The sequence below is a fragment of the Cellulosimicrobium sp. SH8 genome (genome assembly GCF_025818875.1).
Lineage (GTDB): Bacteria > Actinomycetota > Actinomycetes > Actinomycetales > Cellulomonadaceae > Cellulosimicrobium > Cellulosimicrobium cellulans_D.
The window spans coordinates 486,500-506,658 of sequence record NZ_JAMXMH010000002.1 but is presented as its reverse complement, the minus strand read 5'-3'; the positions used below and the strand labels follow the sequence as shown (position 1 = coordinate 506,658).

The 20,159-nt window shown below is 74.8% G+C and carries 19 protein-coding genes and 1 pseudogene; 11 read left to right on the top strand and 9 right to left on the bottom strand.

Features of this window, described 5'->3' with window-relative positions; all coding sequences use genetic code 11:
- Position 1: 1 nt before the first annotated feature.
- On the top strand, positions 2 to 937 hold the full coding sequence (locus tag NF338_RS04965) for a Ppx/GppA phosphatase family protein (protein WP_244286349.1): 936 nt from the start codon (positions 2 to 4) through the stop codon (positions 935 to 937).
- Between the two features lie 154 nt (positions 938 to 1,091).
- On the opposite strand, the pseudogene NF338_RS04960 reads toward NF338_RS04965, so the two are convergent.
- The 5 genes and pseudogenes from NF338_RS04960 to NF338_RS04940 form a co-directional block, all read right to left on the bottom strand.
- Positions 1,092 to 1,355 (bottom strand): annotated as a pseudogene (locus NF338_RS04960) (helix-turn-helix transcriptional regulator); the annotation flags it as partial.
- A gap of 47 nt (positions 1,356 to 1,402) precedes the next feature.
- Positions 1,403 to 2,743 (bottom strand): CoA transferase, encoded by a 1,341-nt coding sequence (locus tag NF338_RS04955; protein WP_264029756.1) that lies wholly within the window; start codon positions 2,741 to 2,743, stop codon positions 1,403 to 1,405.
- Positions 2,744 to 2,793: 50 nt separating this feature from the next.
- Positions 2,794 to 4,581, bottom strand: a complete 1,788-nt coding sequence (locus NF338_RS04950; RefSeq protein ID WP_264029755.1) for a hypothetical protein — start codon at positions 4,579 to 4,581, stop codon at positions 2,794 to 2,796.
- 128 nt (positions 4,582 to 4,709) lie between these two features.
- A complete protein-coding gene (locus NF338_RS04945; protein ID WP_264029754.1) occupies positions 4,710 to 5,165 on the bottom strand; it encodes an NUDIX hydrolase in 456 nt (151 codons plus the stop codon).
- Between the two features lie 331 nt (positions 5,166 to 5,496).
- A complete protein-coding gene (locus NF338_RS04940) occupies positions 5,497 to 6,846 on the bottom strand; it encodes a glycoside hydrolase family 6 protein (protein WP_264029753.1) in 1,350 nt (449 codons plus the stop codon).
- Positions 6,847 to 6,980: 134 nt separating this feature from the next.
- Here NF338_RS04940 and NF338_RS04935 point away from each other — a divergent pair, with 134 nt between their 5' ends.
- Genes NF338_RS04935 through NF338_RS04925 form a run of 3 tightly spaced genes read left to right on the top strand, consistent with a single transcriptional unit; the run spans position 6,981 to position 9,648 of the window.
- The gene (locus NF338_RS04935; protein WP_264029752.1) at positions 6,981 to 7,391 is read left to right on the top strand and encodes a PadR family transcriptional regulator; all 411 of its coding nucleotides are present in this window, start codon (positions 6,981 to 6,983) and stop codon (positions 7,389 to 7,391) included.
- On the top strand, positions 7,388 to 8,548 hold the full coding sequence (locus NF338_RS04930; RefSeq protein ID WP_264029751.1) for a hypothetical protein: 1,161 nt from the start codon (positions 7,388 to 7,390) through the stop codon (positions 8,546 to 8,548). Before NF338_RS04935 ends, NF338_RS04930 begins: the two co-directional genes overlap by 4 nt.
- The gene (locus tag NF338_RS04925; RefSeq protein WP_264029750.1) at positions 8,545 to 9,648 is read left to right on the top strand and encodes a hypothetical protein; all 1,104 of its coding nucleotides are present in this window, start codon (positions 8,545 to 8,547) and stop codon (positions 9,646 to 9,648) included. The genes NF338_RS04930 and NF338_RS04925 overlap by 4 nt, the downstream gene beginning before the upstream one ends.
- Before the next feature lie 101 nt (positions 9,649 to 9,749).
- Here NF338_RS04925 and purB read toward each other — a convergent pair whose 3' ends face one another.
- A complete protein-coding gene (gene purB, locus NF338_RS04920) occupies positions 9,750 to 11,237 on the bottom strand; it encodes an adenylosuccinate lyase (protein WP_264029749.1) in 1,488 nt (495 codons plus the stop codon).
- Between the two features lie 194 nt (positions 11,238 to 11,431).
- Here purB and NF338_RS04915 point away from each other — a divergent pair, with 194 nt between their 5' ends.
- Together NF338_RS04915 and NF338_RS04910 are read left to right on the top strand one after the other, a co-directional pair.
- A complete protein-coding gene (locus NF338_RS04915) occupies positions 11,432 to 11,743 on the top strand; it encodes a hypothetical protein (RefSeq protein ID WP_264029748.1) in 312 nt (103 codons plus the stop codon).
- Complete coding sequence (locus NF338_RS04910) at positions 11,740 to 13,425, top strand: hypothetical protein (RefSeq protein ID WP_264029747.1); 1,686 nt, start codon at positions 11,740 to 11,742, stop codon at positions 13,423 to 13,425. The genes NF338_RS04915 and NF338_RS04910 overlap by 4 nt, the downstream gene beginning before the upstream one ends.
- Positions 13,426 to 13,458: 33 nt before the next feature.
- On the opposite strand, the gene NF338_RS04905 is transcribed toward NF338_RS04910, so the two are convergent.
- Entirely contained in the window at positions 13,459 to 13,848 is a 390-nt protein-coding gene (locus tag NF338_RS04905) for a phage holin family protein (RefSeq protein WP_087470757.1), read from the bottom strand.
- Positions 13,849 to 13,940: 92 nt separating this feature from the next.
- Here NF338_RS04905 and hisC point away from each other — a divergent pair, with 92 nt between their 5' ends.
- Positions 13,941 to 15,020 (top strand): histidinol-phosphate transaminase, encoded by a 1,080-nt coding sequence (gene hisC / locus NF338_RS04900; RefSeq protein ID WP_264029746.1) that lies wholly within the window; start codon positions 13,941 to 13,943, stop codon positions 15,018 to 15,020.
- Between the two features lies 1 nt (position 15,021).
- On the opposite strand, the gene NF338_RS04895 is transcribed toward hisC, so the two are convergent.
- Both NF338_RS04895 and NF338_RS04890 read right to left on the bottom strand, forming a co-directional pair.
- Positions 15,022 to 15,423, bottom strand: a complete 402-nt coding sequence (locus NF338_RS04895) for a PIN domain-containing protein (protein ID WP_264029745.1) — start codon at positions 15,421 to 15,423, stop codon at positions 15,022 to 15,024.
- Complete coding sequence (locus tag NF338_RS04890; protein WP_264029744.1) at positions 15,420 to 15,698, bottom strand: hypothetical protein; 279 nt, start codon at positions 15,696 to 15,698, stop codon at positions 15,420 to 15,422. The genes NF338_RS04895 and NF338_RS04890 overlap by 4 nt, the downstream gene beginning before the upstream one ends.
- Before the next feature lie 92 nt (positions 15,699 to 15,790).
- Between NF338_RS04890 and NF338_RS04885 the strand changes: the two genes are divergently transcribed.
- From NF338_RS04885 to NF338_RS04870, 4 genes are all read left to right on the top strand, one after another.
- Positions 15,791 to 16,057, top strand: a complete 267-nt coding sequence (locus NF338_RS04885; protein WP_264029743.1) for a DUF805 domain-containing protein — start codon at positions 15,791 to 15,793, stop codon at positions 16,055 to 16,057.
- Positions 16,058 to 16,278: 221 nt separating this feature from the next.
- Positions 16,279 to 17,484, top strand: coding sequence for a pyruvate dehydrogenase (acetyl-transferring) E1 component subunit alpha (gene pdhA / locus NF338_RS04880; RefSeq protein WP_412846107.1), 1,206 nt, complete (start codon positions 16,279 to 16,281; stop codon positions 17,482 to 17,484).
- Positions 17,481 to 18,473, top strand: coding sequence for an alpha-ketoacid dehydrogenase subunit beta (locus NF338_RS04875; protein WP_264029742.1), 993 nt, complete (start codon positions 17,481 to 17,483; stop codon positions 18,471 to 18,473). The genes pdhA and NF338_RS04875 overlap by 4 nt, the downstream gene beginning before the upstream one ends.
- Positions 18,474 to 18,527: 54 nt before the next feature.
- A complete protein-coding gene (locus NF338_RS04870) occupies positions 18,528 to 20,000 on the top strand; it encodes a dihydrolipoamide acetyltransferase family protein (RefSeq protein ID WP_264029741.1) in 1,473 nt (490 codons plus the stop codon).
- The last annotated feature ends 159 nt before the right edge of the window (positions 20,001 to 20,159 follow it).

Here is a 20,159-nt window from a genome sequence, read left to right as displayed (position 1 = left end):
CGTGAGCACCACCACGCGCCTGGGCGTCCTCGACATCGGTTCGAACACCGTGCACCTCGCCGTCGTGGACGCCGCGTACGCGGCGCGCCCCGTGCAGGCGGCGGGCGCGCGCACGGTCGTGCGCATCATGCGCTACCTCCAGCCCGACGGGTCGCTGTCGCCCGAGGGCGTCGCCGCGATGCTCACCGCGGTCGACGACGCGATGGCGCTCGCCCGTGAGTCCGGCGTCGACGAGATGCTGCCCATGGCGACGTCGGCCCTGCGCGACGCGACCAACGGGCCCGAGGTGCTCGCCGCGATCGGCGAGCGCGTGGGCCAGCCGGTGCGCGTGCTCTCCGGCGAGGACGAGTCGCGCCTGACGTTCCTCGCCGCGCGGCGGTGGCACGGCTGGGCCGCGGGCCGCCTCCTCGTCCTCGACATCGGCGGCGGCTCGCTCGAGATCGCGTCCGGCGTCGACGAGGAGCCCGACCTCGCGGCGTCCGTGCCGCTCGGCGCCGGGCGCATGACGATGGCGTTCCTGCCCGACGACCCGCCCGCCCCCGAGCACGTCGAGGCCCTGCGCGAGCACGTGCGCGCGACGCTCGCCCCCACCGTCGAGGCCTTCCGGGCGCTGCCCGCGCCCGACCACGTCGTGGCCACGTCCAAGACGTTCCGTTCGCTCGCGCGCCTCGCGGGCATGCAGACCGAGTCCGTCGGCCCGGACGACCGGTGGCGCATGCGCCGCTCGCAGCTCGCCGACTGGGTGCCGCGGCTCGCGCGCATCACGGCGGAGGGGCGCACCGCCCTGCCCGGCATCACGCCCGAGCGCACGTTCCAGATCGTCGCGGGCGGCGTCGTCGCCGTCGAGACGATGCGCGCGCTCGGCGTCGACGAGGTCGAGATCTGCCCGTGGGCGCTGCGCGAGGGCGCCATCCTGCGCCGCCTCGACCACAGCTGACGCCGGCGCGGCAGGCAGGGCTCAGGGCGCCGCGGCGATCTTCGGCTCGGTGAGGCTGAACCAGTTGCCGGAGTCGTTGCGGCTGGCCCCACGCGAGCGCGAAGCATCCGGGGACGGGCGGTCCGCCCGCGCGGACGTGCTCGTCCCGGTAGGCGGTCGGAGTGACGCCGACGATCGCGCGGAAGCGCGCGGAGAACGTGCCGAGGCTCGTGAAGCCCACGGCGTGGCAGACCTCCGTCACGGTGAGGTTCGCTGTGCGCAGCAGGGTCTTGGCGCGCTCGACGCGGCGCGTGGCGAGGTAGGCCATCGGGCTCGTGCCGAACGCGGCCGCGAACGCGCGCGCGAAGTGGAACGGCGAGTAGCCCGCGACCACGGCGACCCCGGCGAGGGTGAGCGGCTCCGTGAAGTGCGCGTCCATGTGGTCGCGCGCCCGCCGCAGGTGGACCGCGACGTCGGGCTCGACGCTCACGCCGTCCACCGCGGCTCGTCCGCACCCCACGGGCGGGCGGGGGCGGGGTAGTCGTCGACCGGGCCGCCCGCGAGCCGGTCGAGCGCGGGGCGCGTCGTCGTCACCGCTGTGTCCCGGCCGACCTGGCCGTCCCGGCCGTCCAGGCGCGCGGGGTGCACGACGACGCACCGGGGGCCAGGCGTGCGCGGTGCGGCGTGGGCGGGGTCGCGGCCAGGTGCGGCGAGCAGGGCGCGGGCGGTCCGGGCGAGCGCGCCGTCGACCTCGCGCCCGCGGCCGTCGGCCGTGCGGTCGGCGAGCGCGTCGACCACGGCGGCCGCGACGAGGTACCCCGTCGCGTGGTCGAGCGCCTGGGCGGGCAGCGCGCCGGGCGTGGTGTCCTCGGGAGCGCACGCGGTGCCGTCCCGCGACCCCTCCAGGAGCGCGATGCCGCTCGCCGCCTGGACGATCGAGTCGAAGCCGCGCCGCCCGGCCCACGGGCCGCCGTCGCCCCACGCGCTGACGCGCGCACGCACGGCACCGGGCGGGAGCCTCAGGCCGAACGCCTCGATCGCGCCCGGGCGGTAGCCGGTCACCAGCACGTCGGCCTCGTCGAGCAGGCCCTGGGCGCGGGCGAGGCCGTCGCGCGTCGTGAGGTCGAGCAGCGCCGACCGCTTGCCCTGTCCCGTGTCGAGGTGCTGGACCTCGATCTCCGGCAGCCCCGGCGGGTCGACGCGCAGCACGTCCGCGCCGAGCAGGGCGAGCGTGCGCGTCGCGACCGGGCCCGCGATGACACGCGTGAGGTCGAGCACCCGGAGCCCGGCGAGCGGGCGCGGCCCGGACCCGAGCGGGCGCGCGGGCGCGGCGTCCTCGCGCAGGACCGTGCGCACCGGTGGGCCCGACGCCGTCGCCCGGCCGGGCGCGGACGCGCGCCACGCGTCCTCGGTGCGGACGCGCACGGCGATCGCGCCGGACCCTGCCGCGCGGTCCTCGACGTCCTGGGCCGAGCGCGCGGCGAGGGCGGCGACGACGGCGTCCCGTGCCGCGGGCCCGTCCGCCGTCGTCGGCAGGTCGAGGAGCGCGAGCAGGCGCGCGCGGTGGTGCGGGTAGTTCGCGTGCGTCCGGACCCAGCCGTCCGCGGTCCGGAAGAAACCCGAGAGCGGGGCGAAGCCGTCCACCGGGGCGCCGTCGACGCGGAGCAGCCGGTCGCTCGCGAACGCCGCGGCGACGCGCTCGGGGTCAGGGGGCGGGCCGGGGTCGAACCCGCCCGCGCGGGCCGCGGCGTCGCGCACGGCGGCGACCGACGCGACCGCGAGGTCCAGGACCGGCAGCGTCGCGGCGAGGAACGGCGCGGCACCCACCCCGCGACCCTACGCCGCCGGGAGGCCCCGGTGCCCGGACCCGCGGTCGATCAGTTCCCGACCGTGACGGTACCGGGGAACCGGGCGGCCGAACGGTCGGTCGCGGAGCCGTCGCCCGCGGCGTTGATCTCGGAGATCATCATGACGAGCTCGAGGTCGGAGTCCGCCGCGCGGGCGAGGCTGGTCGCGAGCTGGTAGGGGTCGGTGAGCGGCTTCATGTCGTAGTCGGTGACGATCATGCGCGTCTGCATGCCCAGGCTGTCGTTCTCGACCGCCGTGCGCACGCTGTCCGCGAGGCGGTTCATCTGGGACTCCGTGAGCGTCATCGTCACCTGCTGGCCGGACGACACCTCGCTCGACGGGGAGAAGCCCGAGAAGTCCTTCGTGTTGAAGTACTGCGACGACATGTCGTCCGCGGTGACGTCGAACGAGTACGTGCGCGCCGAGAGGTCCTCGGTCCCCGAGGCGTCGAACGCCTGCGACATGCGGAAGTCGCCGCGGTCGCCGTACGTCGCGGTGAGGAGCTGCTCGGTGCTGCCGTCAGGGTTGGTCGTCGCGACGAGCGAGCCCGTGTTCTTGCCGATCTCCCACTCGGCCCCGCCGACGGGGGTGTCGAAGCCGACGGTCGACGTCGAGTCGAACTCGACCCGCTCGATCTTCGTCGTCCCGGAGATGCCGGTCGACGCGTCGGCGGGGATCTCGCCCGTGACGAGGTACGTGTCGTACGCGGCCTGGCCCTCCGGCGTCGAGAGGTCGAACTCCGCGCTGCGCAGCGACGCGCCGTCGAGCGACGTCGTGTTGCCGAGCATGACCTTCACGGCGTCGAAGTCGAGGCCGAGGCCCGCGTGGTTCGCGATGGCCTCGGTGGGGCCCGCGGTCACGCGCACCGTGTCGTCGCCCGTGCGCTCGATGAGGCTCGTCACGCCGCTCGCGTCCTTCACGGACGACTCGACGGCGATGTGGCGGAACGCCGCGTTGAGCTCGGTCTCCGAGTAGCTGCCGCCGTCCATCGTGACGGACGAGCCCACCGGCATGCTCCGCGGGTCGAACGGGTTGATGCTCCCGGGGTCGGTGACGCCCGCGTCGTCGGGCACCTTGACCGTGTACGCGGACGTGACGCCGGTCGTGTACCCGCCGCTGACGCCCGTGCCGCCCTTGTCGACGCCGCCCTCGACGCCGATCGAGACGTCGGACTTGGACGTGTACGTGGTGAAGCCGTCCTCCGACTTCTCCCCGACCGTGTACTCCGCACCGCCGTTGACGCCGAACGAGATCTTCGACCCGTTCGTCGTCTTCATCCAGTCGGAGAGCGAGCCGCTGCCCGAGTACGTGGTCTCGCCGCTCTCCGGGTCGTGGGTCACGCCGAACCCGACCTTCGCGTCGGTGCCCTCGGTCGCGGGGGTGCCCAGGCTCCCGTTGTCCGTGCCGGACTCGTGGTCGCCCTTCACCGTGACCTTCGGTCCACCCGGGCTCTCGTCGCCCGAGCCGGACCCGCCGCCCCCGCCGGGCCCACCCCCGGAGCCGGGTCCGCCGCCGGGACCGCCGCTGCCGCCCCCGCCCGGGCCGCCCGTGCCGTCGGAGCTGGCGCTCTCCTGCTGGTCGGCGTTCTTGCGGACCTTGTCCGCCGCGTCGCGGAGCGTCGCCGTCGCGGCAGCGAGCGCGGGGCCCAGCTCGGCGGACCAGCGGCCGCGCAGCTCGTCGCCGTCCGGGCCGGCCCAGCGGGCGCCGCTCACGGTCGAGTCGAGCGTGCTGCGCGTCGTGGTCAGCGCCTCGGACGCCGTCGTGAGGCTCTGCGCGAGCGCGCGCAGCTCGCCGATGTCGGCACCGTAGAACCCCATGGTCGTCCCTCTGTCGCTGCGGATCGTGCCTCCGGAGCGTACGCGGGCGGCCGTCGCCACGTCTCGCCCGGCTCATGGGGCGAGGTCCCCATGGGGCGCCTGGCGCGGCACGTGGGCACGGCGCGGGGTCAGGCGGAGAGGACCCCGGCGAGCCGGTCGAGGACGATCCGGCCGGCCGGCGGGACGCGGTGCGCGTCGGCCGGCGTGAGCCACGCGAGCTCGGCGATCTCGGCGTTCGGCGCCGGCTCGGGCGACCCGGGGGCCGGCTCGGCGTACATGCAGTGCATGCGCACGACCCGCCCGCCGAGGCCGTGCCCGGGTGCCTCGGCGACGAAGGCGGGCCGGACCGACGTCGGGTCGAGGAGCACGCCCAGCTCCTCGTGGATCTCGCGCACCAGCGCCTCGGCGTCCGACTCGCCGGGCTCGACCTTGCCGCCCGGCATGAAGAAGCGGTCCTTGCCGGTCGTGCGGACGGCGAGCAGGCGCCCGTCGCGGACGTTCACCCAGCCGACGGTGCGCAGCGGCGGCAGGGCGGCGGGATCGGGGGTGGGCGGGTCGGTGCGGGGAAGGTCGTGCGACGTCACCCCTCCACTGTGCCATCTCCACCGTGCCGGCCCCGCGACCCCGTGGGGCACCCGACGGTCGACGGCGGCCGGGATCCCCGACGGCGCGTGGCGCACCCAGCGAGCCGCGCGCCGTCGGGCTGCCCCTCGCGCGGCCCCAGTTCCGGCGAAGGGCGATCGTGCCGGGCCGGGCCCGGCACAGACGATCGTCACACCAACCGGCGAACCCTGCTCGTCGCGGCCCGTTCCCGCCCGGTCTGACGCCGAACACGACATTGCTGCCGTTATCCGGGCAATAACGGCAGCAATGTCGTGTTCGAGGGCGAGCAGGGTCATGCTCGACGGCGTCGGGTCACCAGGACGCGTTGCGCGCCAGCTCGAGCGCGACCTCCTGCCACCACTGTCCGGCGGGCGGCCCGCCGTTGCACGACCCGTCGCTCTCGCCGGGCAGCTTGACCCACAGCAGGGCGTCGAGGTGCGTGCCGTCGTCGACCGCGCCCGGCTGGTCGCCGAGCGCGCGACCCCGCGGGTTGCACCACTCGCCGTTGCTCCCGTTGCCGTTGCGCGACGTGTCGACGACGAACGACACGTCCCCGCCGAGCAGCGCGGCGACCTGCTCGCCGTACGCTCGCGACTCGGCCGTCGTGCGGTAGTTCGACGTGTTGAGCGCGAACCCGACGGCGTCGTCGAGGCCCACCTGCTGGAGGCGGGCCGCGGCGGTCGCCGGGCTCAGCCACGCGGAGTGCCCCGCGTCGACGTAGACGCGCGCGCCGGCGTCGGTCAGGATGCGCGCCGCGTCGCGGAGCATGCCCACGCGGTCGCCCTGGCCGGAGCAGTCGCCGAGCTGGGCGAGGGCGTCGGTCTCGAGGACGACCCACGGTTCGCCGACGATGCCCGACGCGACCGTCTCGACCCAGCTCCGGTACGCCGCCTCGGCGGTGCCGCCACCCGAGTGCGAGCCGCAGTCGCGGCCGGGGATCGCGTAGATCGTCAGGAGCGGCGTCGCGCCCTCGGCCGCGGCCGCGCTCGTGAACGCGGCGACCTTCGCGCGCGACACCTGCGCGTCCGCGTCGGTGACCCACGACGACTGCGGCGTGAGCGCGATCTTCGCGAGCAGGTCCCGGTCCGTGCCCGACGCCGCCTGCCAGGCCTCCCACGCCTGGTTCGTCTCGTCCACGTGGAACGTCACGTCGTCCGGCGTCTCGGGCGGGTCGGTGGGGTCCGGCGGGTCGGTGGGGTCGGGCGGGGCGTCGCCGCCGCACGCGACGCCGTCGAGCGTGAAGCTCGTGGGCACGGCCGGGGCGGACGCGGCCGTGCCCACGAGGCCGAAGGAGGCGCTGCCGCCCGTGGCGAGCGACGCGTTCCAGCCGACGTCGCCCACGGTGACCCGGCCGCCGTCGCGCGCGAGCGTGCCGTTCCAGAGCTGGCTCACGCCCTCGCCGGTCGGCAGGTCCCAGCCCAGCTCCCAGCCCGAGCGCGGGGCGCCCAGGTTCGTGACGGTGACGTCGGCCTGGAAGCCTCCCGACCACGAGGTCGTGATGCGGTAGTCGACCGTGCACGCTGCGGAGGGCACTGCCGCGCTGGACGTCGCGAGCGCCGCGCCGACGGTCGCCGTGGCGCCCAGCGTCGCGAGGGCCGCGAGCGCGGCGGCGAGCGCCGCGGCACGGTGCCGTCCGGGACGGGTGGGGGAGTGGACTCTCATGATCGGGGCTCCGTCGCCTCGGGGTCAGGACGTCACCACGGTAGGGACCGGCGGGGAGCCGTGGTCAGGGTGCGAAACGTTTCGCCCCGGCGCGTCGGGTGCTATGGCTTCGCGGCAAGGGTATGTTCGTCGCCATGGCATCCAAACCTCTCCAGGAACCCGCGTTCCTCGTCCTGTCCGCGCTCGCGGCCGGGCCCCTGCACGGGTACGGCATCGCGCAGGACGTCGAGTCCAGCTCCGACGGACGCGTGACGCTGCGCGCCGGGACGCTCTACGGCGCGATCGACCGGCTCGTCGCCGCCGGGCTCGTCGAGGTCGACCACGAGGAGGTCGTCGACTCGCGCCTGCGCCGCTACTACCGGCTCACCACCGAGGGCGGGTCGCGCCTCGCCGCCGAGGCCGAGCGCGCCGAGGCCCAGGCGCGCCGCGCGCTCGAACGCCTCGGCGCCCGACGCCGTGCGTCCGCAGTGGTGCGCGACGGCGCGGCACGCCCCGCCCGCGGCGTCGCGGGAGGTCTCGCCGACGGCGGGGCGGTGCCGGCATGAGCGGGGACCGCGAGCGCCGCCCCCGTGCCGCGGGCGACGGGACCGACGTGCCGGCCGCAGCGAGCCCGACGGCGGAGCCCGGAGCGACGGTGCTCGTCACCCCGGTGCTCGTGCGGGACTACCGCCGCCTCCTGCGGCTCTTCCCGTACACCTACCGGCGGGCGCACGAGGCCGAGATGCTCGGACACCTGCTCGACGGCGCGCGGCCGGGACGGTCGCGCCCGACCCGCGCCGAGCGGTGGGACCTCCTGCGTGCCGCCGCGCGCGAGTGGGCGCTCGCGCCGCTGGGCCCGACCGAGCGGCAGCGTGCGTCGGCCGCGGTCGTGGTCCTCGTCGCGCTGACAGCGGTCCTCGCCGCCCCCGCGTCGCAGGACCTCCTGCGCGTCGGCCTCGCGCTGGGGGAGGGGTCGGCGCGGGAGGTGGTGGGAACGGCCGCCTCGCCGGCGTGGCTGGCGGTCGCGACGGCGCTCGTCGCGGTGCCTCTCGCCCCGGCCTGGCTGCTCTGGGCCGGATCGGTCGTGGCCCTGGCCGCGCGCCTGCGGCGGACCGGTCTCGTGCTCGCCGCGCTCGCCGCCGCGGCGGGCGTCGTCGCGGTCGGATCGCTCGTCGCGGCGGAGCGCGCGTTCGACGCGTTCCGGGAGGTCGGGTGGGTCGTCGCCCTCCTGGCTTCCCTCGGGGCCGTCGCCGCTCGGGCGCGGCAGACGGGGCCCGTCCTGGGCGCGCGTGCGGGTGTCGCCGCACTCTGGCTGACGGCGGTGTCGCTCGCGGTCTCCGTGCCACGGAGTGCGACGGTCGTCGCGGACGAGGGGGTCTGGGTCACCGCCCCGGGCTATCCCTTCACGCTGGCAGCGGAGGTCGTGATCCTCGTGGGGGTGGCGGTGCTGCTGGTGGCGGTCCGCCCCGTGCGGCAGGCCGCTCCCGTGCTGGCCGGGGTCTTCACCGCACTGTTCCTCAGCGGCTCGGACGTCTTCTGGTCGGGCGCGCTCGACACCACGGTCGTGAACCTCGGCAACGTGCTCGGGGTGGTCGCGCTGTCGGCCGTCGTCACGCTCGTGGCCCGGTGGGTGGTCAACCGCCTCGACGAGCTCGCCGCGTCCCGGGCCGCGCACCGTGCGCTCCTGGCGGCGTCGGGCCCCGGTGCGGCGGTCGCCGCATGACCGCGGCAGACGCCCCGGCCTCTGTCGCGGACCCGCTGGTCCCTCCCGTGCTCGTGCGGGACTACCGCCGCCTCCTGCGCCTCTTCCCGTACACGTACCGGCGAGCGCACGAGGCCGAGATGCTCGGCCACCTGCTCGACGGCGCGCGGCCTGGACAGTCGCGCCCGACCCGCGCCGAGCGGGCGGACCTGCTGCGCGCCGCCGCCCGCGAGTGGCTGCTCGCGCCGCTGGGGTCGACGCCGCGCCAACGACGGGCGGCGACCGGGCTGCTGTTCGTGCTGCTCCCGGCCGTGCTCGCGATCATGGCGGCGCGGGTGCTCGCGTTCGCCGCCGCGATCGTCCGGGCGATGCTGGGCCCGGACGGCCACGCGCCGCTCGTGGCGACCGTCCCGACGGCGCTGATGTGGGCCCTGTGGGTCGTAGCGGTCGCCCTCGCTCTCGTCGGCGCGCGCCGCGTCGGCCTCGTGGTCGCGGTGCTCGCCGCCGGGGCGGGTGTGGCGGCGCTCGTCGTGTCGGTCGCGGCGGGCAGCGCCTATGCCGCGTACCTCGACGCACCGTGGGTCGGCGGACTCGTCGCGTACGCGGGAGTGCTCGCCGCGCGGCGGACGTGCCGGGTCGGCGCCGAGCCGGTGGCGCTCCGGGCAGCGACGGCCGCCGCCATGGCGCTCGTCCTCGGCGCTTTCGTCGCTGCGACCTACTCCGACGCGGCACACCTCGGGACGCCGTGGTGGTCGGGCGGCGCCCTGGCCTCGTGGACGCTCCAGGCGCTCGCTGCGCCGGTGGTCGTGCTCCTCGGCGCCGCCCTCCTGTGGCGCCGGACCCGGCAGGCGGTCCCGGTGCTCGGCGGGCTCGCGCTCGCGATGGTGCTGAGCCGCTCGACCTTCTTCTGGTCCGGCACCGTGAGCATCCAGACGGCGGACCTCGGCAACGTCCTCGGCCTGCTCGGGCTCGCGTCCGCCGCGACGCTCGTGCTGCGCTGGGCCGTCAACCGTCTCGACGAGCTCTCCGAGGCGCGGGCCTCGCACCGCGCGCTGCTCGCCGCGACGGGAGGGACACCGGGGCCGGACGCGCCGCACCCGGGCGAGCCGACCGCCGTCTGACACCTGCGCCGTCGAGCACGACGCTGCGCGCTCACGAGAACGACATGAGGGCCGTTATCCATCGGATAACGGCCCTCATGTCGTGTTCGGCGTCGGCCTTGTCAGTCCAGGTAGTCCTTCACCAGGCGGGATGCGAGGCCCGTGTACGTCGCCGGGGTGAGGTTCGCGAGGCGCTGCGCGACGTCGTCGGGCAGGCCGAGGCCGGCGACGAACTCGCGCAGGCGCGCGGCGTCGACGCGCTGGCCGCGTGTCAGGTCCTTGAGGCGCTCGTACGGGTTCTCCATGCCGGGCACGCCCGCGACGGACGCCGCGCGCATGGCCGACTGGATGGGCTCGCCGAGCACCTCCCAGTTCTCGTCGAGGTCCGCCGCCATGAGGTCGGCGTTCGCGGCGAGGGCCTTGAGCCCGCGGCGCACGTTGTCGATCGCGAGGAGCGAGTGGCCGAACGCGGGGCCGACGTTGCGCTGCGTCGTCGAGTCCGTGAGGTCGCGCTGGAGGCGCGAGGTGACGAGCGTCGCGCCGAGCGTGTCGAGCAGCGCGGACGAGATCTCGAGGTTCGCCTCGGCGTTCTCGAACCGGATCGGGTTGACCTTGTGCGGCATGGTCGACGACCCGGTCGCGCCCGGCACCGGGATCTGCGTGAAGAACCCGAGCGAGATGTACGTCCACACGTCGGTCGCGAGGTTGTGGAGGATGCGGTTGAAACGCGCGACGTCGGCGTACAGCTCGGCCTGCCAGTCGTGCGACTCGATCTGCGTCGTCAGCGGGTTCCACGTGAGCCCCAGGCCCTCGACGAAGTGCTTCGAGACCGACGGCCAGTCCACGCCCGGGACGGCGACGGTGTGCGCGCCGTACGTGCCCGTCGCGCCGTTGAGCTTGCCCAGGTACTCGGCCGCGCCGACGCGGCGGAGCTGGCGGCGCAGCCGGTGCGCGAGCACGGCGAGCTCCTTGCCGAGCGTCGTCGGCGTCGCGGGCTGGCCGTGCGTGCGCGAGAGCATCGGCACGTCGGCGAGGTCGCGCGCCATGTCCGCGAGCTGGTCGGCGAGCGCCGTCGCGGCGGGCAGCCACACCTGCTGGACGGCGCCGCGCACCATGAGCGCGTACGACAGGTTGTTGACGTCCTCGCTGGTGCACGCGAAGTGCACGAGCTCACCGACGCCGGGCAGCACGGTGTCCGAGCCCAGCGCGTCGGGCGCCGCGGCGAGGCGGCGCTTGACGAAGTACTCGACGGCCTTGACGTCGTGCACCGTCTCGCGCTCGATGGCGGCGAGCTCGGCGATCTCCTCGCCGCCGAACGTCGCGGGGATCTGGCGCAGGTACGCGACCTCCGCGTCGGAGAGCTGAGGAGCGCCGGGCACCACCGGGCGGACCGCGTTCTCGTCGACCGCCTGGACGCCGTTGCACAGCGTGATCAGCCACTCGACCTCGACGTGGACGCGCTCGCGGTTGAGCGCGGCCTCGCTGAGGTGGTCGACGAGCGGGGCGACCGCGGCACGGTAGCGGCCGTCGAGCGGGCCGAGCGCGATCGGCGGGGTCACCTCGGCGAGCGACACGCGGGCAGGGGCGTCTGCGGCAGGGTTCTCGGGCACGCCCCTGATTCTCCCACGCGTGCCCGACGGCGGCCCGTGCCTCCCGCAGTACGGGCAGGCGATCCCGGGCGGGCGAGCGATCTGTCGGCGTCGGGCGGGTCGTGGCCGTCCCCAGGACCCTCGTTCGAGCGGCCCGTCCACAGGTCGTCCTCGATCGGGACGGGCGGTGCGCGCCCCTGCGTACGGTCCTCGCCATGTCCTCCTCGCCGCCGCCGCCCCCGCCGTGCCCCGCCGCGCCGTTCGGCGTGTCGCTCGCCCGGACCCGGGTCCTCACCGCTCAGGACGACGTCGCGCGGGCAGGCGCCGCGCTCGTCGCGCCGGACCTCCCGTGGGCGGGCCACGCGCGCGCGTCGTACGACGACGCCGCAGCCGAGCGGCGCGCCGGGCTGCTCCGGCTCGGCATGCTGCTCGACAGCTGCCTGCTGCGCCTCGACACGCTCACCGTCCTCGCCGAGACCGAGGTGGCGCGGATCCGAACCGAGCTCGCCGCGGCGGGCGTACCGTGAGCGGCCCCCGCCCGGCACCCGTGGTCGTGGTGCGCGGTGGCACGGAGGCGACCGCGGTCGAGACGGCGGCGGTCGTCGCGCAGGCGGCGGCGCTGGGCGCCCGGGCGGATCTCGTCGCCGGGACCGTGGCCGCGCTCCGGGACGCGCGGGACTCCGTGGAGGTGGCGACCGCGAGCCCCACCTCGTTCGGGGGTCGCTTCGCGGCGCCGGCCCCGCTCCAGGCCACGACGGGCTGGAGCGTTCACGCCACGCCGTGCTGGTCGGCCGAGGTGCGCGCCGCGCGCGCCGCCGCGCTCGAGGCGTTCGACCTCGCGATCGGCCTGGCGCAGGAGCAGGAGCGGGGCCTGCGCGTCCTCGCGTCGCGCCTGCAGCACGCGGTGCGCGTCTACGACGACGCGGACGCCGCGGCGACGGCACTGTGGCAGGACCTCGCGCTCCTCGCCGTCGGGGGCTTCAGCCCGGTCGGTGCCGCCACCGCCGGGCTGATCGGCATCCTCTCCCTGGGGACCGTCGGGGTCCTGCACTCGTTCCTGGAGGGTCGTCCGTCCGGGCTGAGGGTCGTCACCTCGGGAGAGTCGCTGCACCCTGCCACGATCCGTGCGCTGAGCCGGGCGATCGGCCTCCTCGACGCCGACCGTCCGTGGTATCAGATGCCGACCGTCGGCAACGGCGCGTCGGTGCTGCGCGGCCTCGCGCAGCCGCTGCGGGACCGCTTCCTGCCCGACCCCGACGTCCGGCTCGTCGACACGCCACGCAACCTGCCGACGCCCACGGACGTGAGGTCCGCGCTCGGCGCCGTGGAGGCGCTCGCGACGGACTCGACGCTCAGCGTCCAGCGGATCGTCAAGGACGACGGCACCCCCACATGGGTGGTCGCGATCCCCGGCACGCAGCCCGGCAATCTCCGGTCCGTCTTCAACATGACGTCCAACTACGACCTCATGGACGACGACCCGGCGGTGCGGGCGCAGGCCGACAGCGCGCGCGCCGTGCTGGAGGCGATGCGGCAGGCCGGGATCGGGCCGGACGACGACGTCGTGCTCGTGGGGCACAGCCAGGGCGGCATGATCGCCGCGACGGTCGCGGCAGCGACGGTCGGGACCTACACCGTGCGGCACGTCGTGACGGCCGGGTCGCCCGTCGCCGGCCACGCCCTCCCGCCGGGGGTCAAGGGCACGCACCTCGAGACCCAGGGGGAGGGGATCTCCGACCTTGACGGCGCGGAGAACCGGGCGACGCCCGACAGGGTCACGGTGACCGGGACCCTCGTGGCACCGGGCGGCGGGCCGTCGCTCGAGTGGCCGCACAGCGTGCGGTTCCACCAGGAGGTGCTGGACGCCGCGGTCGAGGTCGGGGACCGCGGGCTCGAGGAGCACCTGACCGATGTCGAGCGCCTGCTCGACGGGGAGGCGGACGAGCCGCTCGTCTACGAGGCGCGCCTGGTCCCCGACCCGGACACGACGTTCTGCATCGGGGACCTGGCGGTGCCGCGGTCGCTCACCCTCCCGTGGGCCCCGGGCACGCCGTTCCCGGGAGCGCCCGGGATGCCGTTCCCCGGGGCGCCGACGCCCGGGTCGCCGTCGCTCGAGGTGCCGGGCTTCCCGGCGTCCGGTGGTCCGGCGGCCGGTGACACCAGTGCGCCGGGACCGGACGGCGAAGGTGGTGACGACGAGGTGAGGTAACGACCCGCGGCGTCGGCACCGTCGCGAGCTTCCTCAGCGCTCCTGGGCCTTCGGCACGACGGCGGACACCGCGAAGTTGATGAGCCCGATGATGAGGGCCGCGAGCAGGGCCCACCAGAACCCGCCGACGATGCGGATGCCCCAGTCCGTCTGCTCCGTGATCCACGCGGTGAGCATGAGCATCAGCGCGTTGACGACGAGCGAGAACAGCCCCAACGTGAGGATGTAGAGCGGGATGGACAGGATCTGCACGATCGGCTTGATGACGGCGTTCACCAGCGAGTAGAGCAGCGCCACCACGAGGATGATGACGACCTGCCCGCCGGCGGTGTCGGAGCCGACGATCTGGAAGTGCTCGTCGATGAACAGGCTCGTGAGCCAGATCGCGAGGCCGGTGACGAGGACGCGGACGACGAAGCTCATACCGGGCATCCTGCCATCCGGACCGGGCGCAGGCACGGTGCGGGCCGGTGCGCCGCGGGGAACCGCACGGGCAGGTGGCATGATCGAGGACCGTGGCCCACGAACCCCGCGTCCCCCTGCGTCCCGCCGTCGCCGCGCTGCCGGCCTACGTCCCCGGGGCCCGCGTCGCCCCGGGCGCGGCGGCGTTCAAGCTCTCCTCCAACGAGAACCCGTACCCGCCGCTGCCGTCGGTCGTCGCCGCGATCGCCGACGCCGCCGCGGACGTGAACCGCTACCCGGACATGTACGCGACCGAGCTCACCGAGGCGCTCGCGGACGACCTGGGCGTCGGCGCCGACGAGGTCGTCGTGGGCAACGGCTCGGTCGCGGTGCTCGCGCACGTCCTGCAGGCGGTCGTCGAGCCGGGCGACGAGGTCGTGTACCCGTGGCGCTCGTTCGAGGCGTACCCGATCGCGGTCGCGGTCGCGGGCGGGACGTCGGTCCAGGTGCCGCTGCGGACGGGGGCGGACGTCGGTCGGCTCGACCTGCCCGCGATGGCCGCGGCGATCACGGAGCGGACGCGCGTCGTGATGGTGTGCATGCCCAACAACCCGACCGGCCCGGTCGTGCACCGCGAGGAGCTCGAGACGTTCCTCGCGGCGGTGCCGTCGGACGTGCTGGTCGTGCTCGACGAGGCGTACCTCGAGTTCGTGCGCGACCCCGAGGCGCCGGACGGCCTCGCCGTGTACGCGCAGCACCCGAACGTCGTGCTGCTGCGCACGTTCTCCAAGGCGTACGGCCTGGCCGGCCTGCGCGTGGGCTACGCCGTCGCACGCCCGCGGCTCGCGGCGGGGATCCGCGCGGTGTCGACGCCGTTCGGCGTCTCCCACGTCGCGCAGCGCGCGGCCATCGCGTCCCTCGCCGCGCGCGACGAGCTGCTCCAGCGGGTCGAGCACCTCGTCGCCGACCGCGCGCGCCTCGTCGAGGGCCTGCGCGACCAGGGCTGGGTGCTGCCGGAGTCGCAGGCGAACTTCGTCTGGTTCGACCTGGGCGAGCGGACCATGCAGCGCGCCGAGGAGGCGCGTGCCGCCGGGGCGATCGTGCGCCCGTTCGCGGGCGAGGGGCTGCGCGTGAGCGTCGGCGAGCCGGAGGCGACGGACCTGTTCCTGCGCGTGAGCGCCACCTGGTTGTAGGTCAGCTCGTCGCCCGGTGAGGCGAGAGGACCTGGATGAGCTCCTCGAACGGGCGGAAGTCGTCCCTGTTCGCGGTCATCACCGCGGCGCCGTGCCGGTGCGCCTGCGCGGCGACGAGGGCGTCCTTGCCGCGCACCCGAGAGCCTGTGACGCGGTCCTTGGCGTGTGCTGCGAGCAGGCCGTAGGACCGCGTGCAGTCGAGGTCGAAGTCGATCCAGTCAAACCGGTCGTCCAGGTCGTTGAGGTGCCGACGGCGCTCGGCCGCCTCGGCGGAGGAGCGCGCGGCGCGGATCCCGAACTCGAGCTCGGCCCGGGAGAAGATGCTCGCGCCGTACGAGACCTGTGGATCGAGAGCGTGACGGGCCAGGTCGACGAGGACGTTCGTGTCGAGCAGGACGATCACGTCCGGTCCTCCCACGGGTCGCGGACGAGATCGTCGTCGCGTGCGTGCTCGATCTGGCTCACCAACCGCTCGACGTTCTCCGGGCTCATCGGGGGGATGTCCACGAGGTCGCGCCCGAGGACCCATCGGGCGCTCCGGCGACCGCGGTCGGGGACGAGTCGGACACCGGTGGGATTCCCGTACGCCGTGACCTCGATCTCCTGGCCCGTGTCCAGGACGCGGCGGATGACGGTGTGGGGGTTCTGCTTGAGCTCGCGGGTGCCGACGGTCTCCATGCCACCAGGCCATGACCACATGTAGACGTTGGTCTACACGCGGACGATCGCCCGGGTTGCCGCGGGTCGCGAGCGCGAGAACACTCGCGAGCATGGACACCATCGACACCGACCAGCTCGTCGACGAGTACGGCTGGGCCTTCGGCACCGCCGCGCTGGTCCTCTACGTCGCGGTGGCGGTGATCTTCTTCATCGCCTACGTCCGGATCATCCAGAAGGCCGGCTACTCGGGCTGGTGGATCCTCGTCGGCCTCGTGCCGATCCTCAACGTCGTCATGTTCCTGGTCTTCGCGTTCTCGCGCTGGCCCGTGCTGCGCGAGCGCGACGCGCTGCGCGCGGGCGGCGCGTACCCGCGGTAGGGCGGGCCTCCGTCGGCGCGGGGGCCGTCCGGTGGGGATTGGAGGTTCCCTACAGCCCGCCGTGACGGATGTTGGGCGACACGTCGGCAGCCGAACCTACGGTGTCGTAGCCTACGCTTGCGTAGGCTACGGAGACGTAGGTTCCGACGGCGCCCCGACCGGGCGCCTCCTGCCCCCGAGCGGGCCGGCCGCACGGCCGGGCCGCACCGAAGGAGAGTCGCGTGACCGAGAACGACGCGAGCACCACCGCGCGGGACGGCGCGAGCACGCCCCCCGACCTCCCCGACGTCGCCGGCGGTCCCGACGACGCCCCTCTGCTCCAGCTCGTGACGCCGGCCGGCGCTCGCGTCACGACCCCCGAGACGGACGGCTACCGCGAGCGTGTCGCCCACCTCGACGCCGCCGCCCTGCGCGGCCTCTACCGCGACATGGTGCTCACGCGTCGCTTCGACGACGAGGCGACGTCGCTCCAGCGGCAGGGCGAGCTCGGCCTGTTCGCGCAGTCGAAGGGCCAGGAGGCCGCGCAGATCGGCTCCGGCCGCGCGCTCGCCCCGCAGGACTACGTCTTCCCGTCCTACCGCGAGCACGGCGTCTCGCACGTGCGCGGCATCGACCCGACGGCGCGCCTGCGCCTCTTCCGCGGCGTCGACCACGGCGGGTGGGACCCGACGGAGCACAACGTGCACCTGTACACGCTCGTCATCGGGTCGCACACGCTGCACGCGACCGGGTACGCGATGGGCGTGCAGCGCGACGGCCTCGTCGGGTCGGGCGACCCGGAGCGCGACGCGGCCGTCGTCACGTACTTCGGCGACGGGGCGACGTCGCAGGGCGACGTCAACGAGGCGCTCGTGTTCGCCGCGGTGAACAACGCGCCCGTCGTGTTCTTCTGCCAGAACAACCAGTGGGCCATCTCCGAGCCGACGACCAAGCAGTCCCGCGTGCCGCTCTACCGCCGCGGCGGCGGGTTCGGCGTCCCGAGCGTGCGGGTCGACGGCAACGACGTCCTCGCGTGCTACGCCGTGACGGCGGAGGCGCTCGAGCGGGCGCGCACCGGTGGCGGCCCGACGTTCGTCGAGGCGTTCACGTACCGCATGGGCGCGCACACGACGTCGGACGACCCGACCAAGTACCGCTCGCGCGCGCAGGAGGAGTACTGGCGCCGCCGCGACCCGATCGACCGGCTCGAGAACCTGCTCCGCGCCGAGGACGCGTGGGCCGACGCGTTCGCCGCCGACGTCGCGGCCGAGGCCGACGCGCTCGGCGAGCGGCTGCGCGACGAGGTCCGCGCGCTCGCCGCGCCCGACCCGTCGACCATGTTCGACCACGTGTACGCGACCCCGAACGCGGTGGTCGAGCGCGAGAAGGCGTGGTTCGCCGACTACCAGCAGTCCTTCGAGGTGCCGGCCGCGGAGGTGGCCCGATGAGCGAGAACAAGACCCTGACCCTCGCCCGCGCGATCAACGAGGGCCTGCGCCGGTCGCTCGAGACCGACCCGAAGGTCCTGCTCATGGGCGAGGACATCGGCGCGCTCGGCGGCGTGTTCCGCGTGACGGACGGGCTGCAGAAGGACTTCGGCGAGGACCGGGTGGTCGACACCCCGCTCGCGGAGTCGGGCATTCTCGGCACCGCGATCGGCCTCGCGCTGCGCGGCTACCGGCCCGTGTGCGAGATCCAGTTCGACGGGTTCATCTTCCCCGCGTACGACCAGATCACGACGCAGCTCGCGAAGATGGGCTACCGCTCCGGCGGGAAGCTGCAGGTGCCCGTCGTGATCCGCGTGCCGTACGGCGGCGGGATCGGCGCCGTCGAGCACCACAGCGAGAGCCCGGAGGCGCTGTTCGCGCACACCGCCGGCCTGCGCGTGGTGTCGCCGTCCACGCCGCAGGACGCGTTCACGATGATCCAGGAGGCCATCTCCTCGCCCGACCCGGTGCTGTTCTTCGAGCCCAAGGGCCGCTACTGGGAGAAGGGTCCCGTCGAGACCACCGGGCGCGGCGAGGGCGCGACCGTGCTCGACCGCGCCCGCGTCGTGCGCGCGGGCACCGACCTCACGCTCGTCGCCTACGGGCCCACGGTCGCGACCGCCCTGCGCGTCGCCGCGGCGGCCGAGCAGGAGGGCCGCAGCATCGAGGTCGTGGATCTGCGCAGCATCTCCCCGCTCGACACCGCGACCGTGGTGGAGTCCGTGCGCCGGACCGGGCGCTGCGTCGTCGTGCACGAGGCCCCGACCTACCTGGGCTCCGGCGCCGAGGTCGCGGCGCGGGTGACGGAGGAGTGCTTCTACTCGCTCGAGGCGCCCGTGCTGCGCGTCGGCGGGTTCCACACGCCGTACCCCGTCGCCAAGATCGAGCACGACTACCTGCCGAGCCTCGACCGCGTGCTCGACGCCGTCGACCGCGCGTTCGCGTTCTGACGCGACCGTAGCGACCTCGACAGCGCCGACCGGGACCACCAGGAGGACCACGCAGTGCCCACCTTCGAGAAGTTCAACCTCCCCGACGCGGGCGAGGGCCTCACCGAGGCCGAGATCGTGCAGTGGCACGTCGCCGTCGGCGACGCCGTGACGGTCAACCAGACGATCGTCGAGATCGAGACGGCCAAGTCGCTCGTCGAGCTCCCGTCGCCGTACACGGGCGTCGTCGCGGAGATCCTCGCGCCCGAGGGGACGACGGTCGAGGTCGGCGTGCCGATCATCGTCGTGGACACCGACCCGTCCGGTGCGGCGCCGGCGCCGAGCGCGCCCGCGGGCGTCGTGCCCGACGGCGCGGACGCCGCCTCGGCGCCCGCCTCGCCCGCGGCAGGTCCCGTCGCCGACGACGCCGCGGCGCCCGCGGTGTCCGACGCACCGGCGGCGGGCGGGTCCGGCTCGGTGCTCGTCGGCTACGGCACCGTCGAGCCGGGCACGGCCCGCCGTCGTCGCCGCGGCGCCCCCGCTGACAACTCCCAGCCCGCAGAACTGTCAGCAGATGCTCGCGGTATCGCGCGACGAGGTGCTGACAGCTCGACGGCGAGCGGCGCCGTCGGGCACGTGCACCTGCCCGTGCTCGCCAAGCCGCCGGTGCGCAAGCTCGCGAAGGACCTCGGTGTCGACCTCGCGAGCGTCGCCGGCACCGGACCGGGCGGGATCGTCACGCGCGAGGACGTGCAGGCGTACCACGAGCAGGCGAAGGCGAAGCCGCTGGCGACGTACGCCGACGACGACCAGCCGTGGCTCGCGACCGGCGCCGTCACCCCCGACGGGCGCCAGACGCGCGTGCCCGTGAAGTCGGTGCGCAAGCGCACGGCCGAGGCGATGGTGACGAGCGCGTTCACGGCCCCGCACGTCACCGTCTTCCACACCGTCGACGTCACCAAGACCATGCGCCTCGTGCACACGCTGCGCGAGGACCGCGAGTTCACCGACGTGCGCGTCACCCCGCTGCTCGTCACCGCCAAGGCGCTGCTCCTCGCCGTGCGCCGCCACCCGGAGATCAACGCGAGCTGGGACGACGCCGCGCAGGAGATCGTCTACAAGCACTACGTGAACCTGGGGATCGCGGCGGCGACGCCGCGCGGGCTCGTCGTGCCGAACATCAAGGACGCGCACCGCCTCGACCTGCACGGTCTCGCGGGCGAGATCGCGGACCTCACCGCGACCGCGCGGGCGGGCCGCACGTCGCCCTCCGACATGTCCGACGGCACCATCACGATCACGAACGTGGGCGTGTTCGGCATCGACACGGGGACACCGATCCTCAACCCGGGCGAGGCCGCGATCCTCGCGTTCGGCGCGATCCGCGAGCAGCCGTGGGTCCACAAGGGCAAGATCAAGAAGCGCTGGGTCACGCAGCTCGCCCTGAGCTTCGACCACCGCCTCGTCGACGGCGAGCTCGGCGCGCGCGTCCTGGCCGACGTCGCGAAGGTCCTCGAGGACCCGGCCCGCGGCCTCGTCTGGGGCTGACCGACCGCCGAGGTAGAGCCCTGGTCCCGCGACCAGGGCTCTACCTCGCGCGACCGGGCTCTACCTCGCGCGACCGGGCTCTACCTCGGGGCGGCGGGCGCTCACAGGTCGTGGGGTGCGGGTGTGCGGAAGACCTCACACGGGCTTAACGACGGCCGC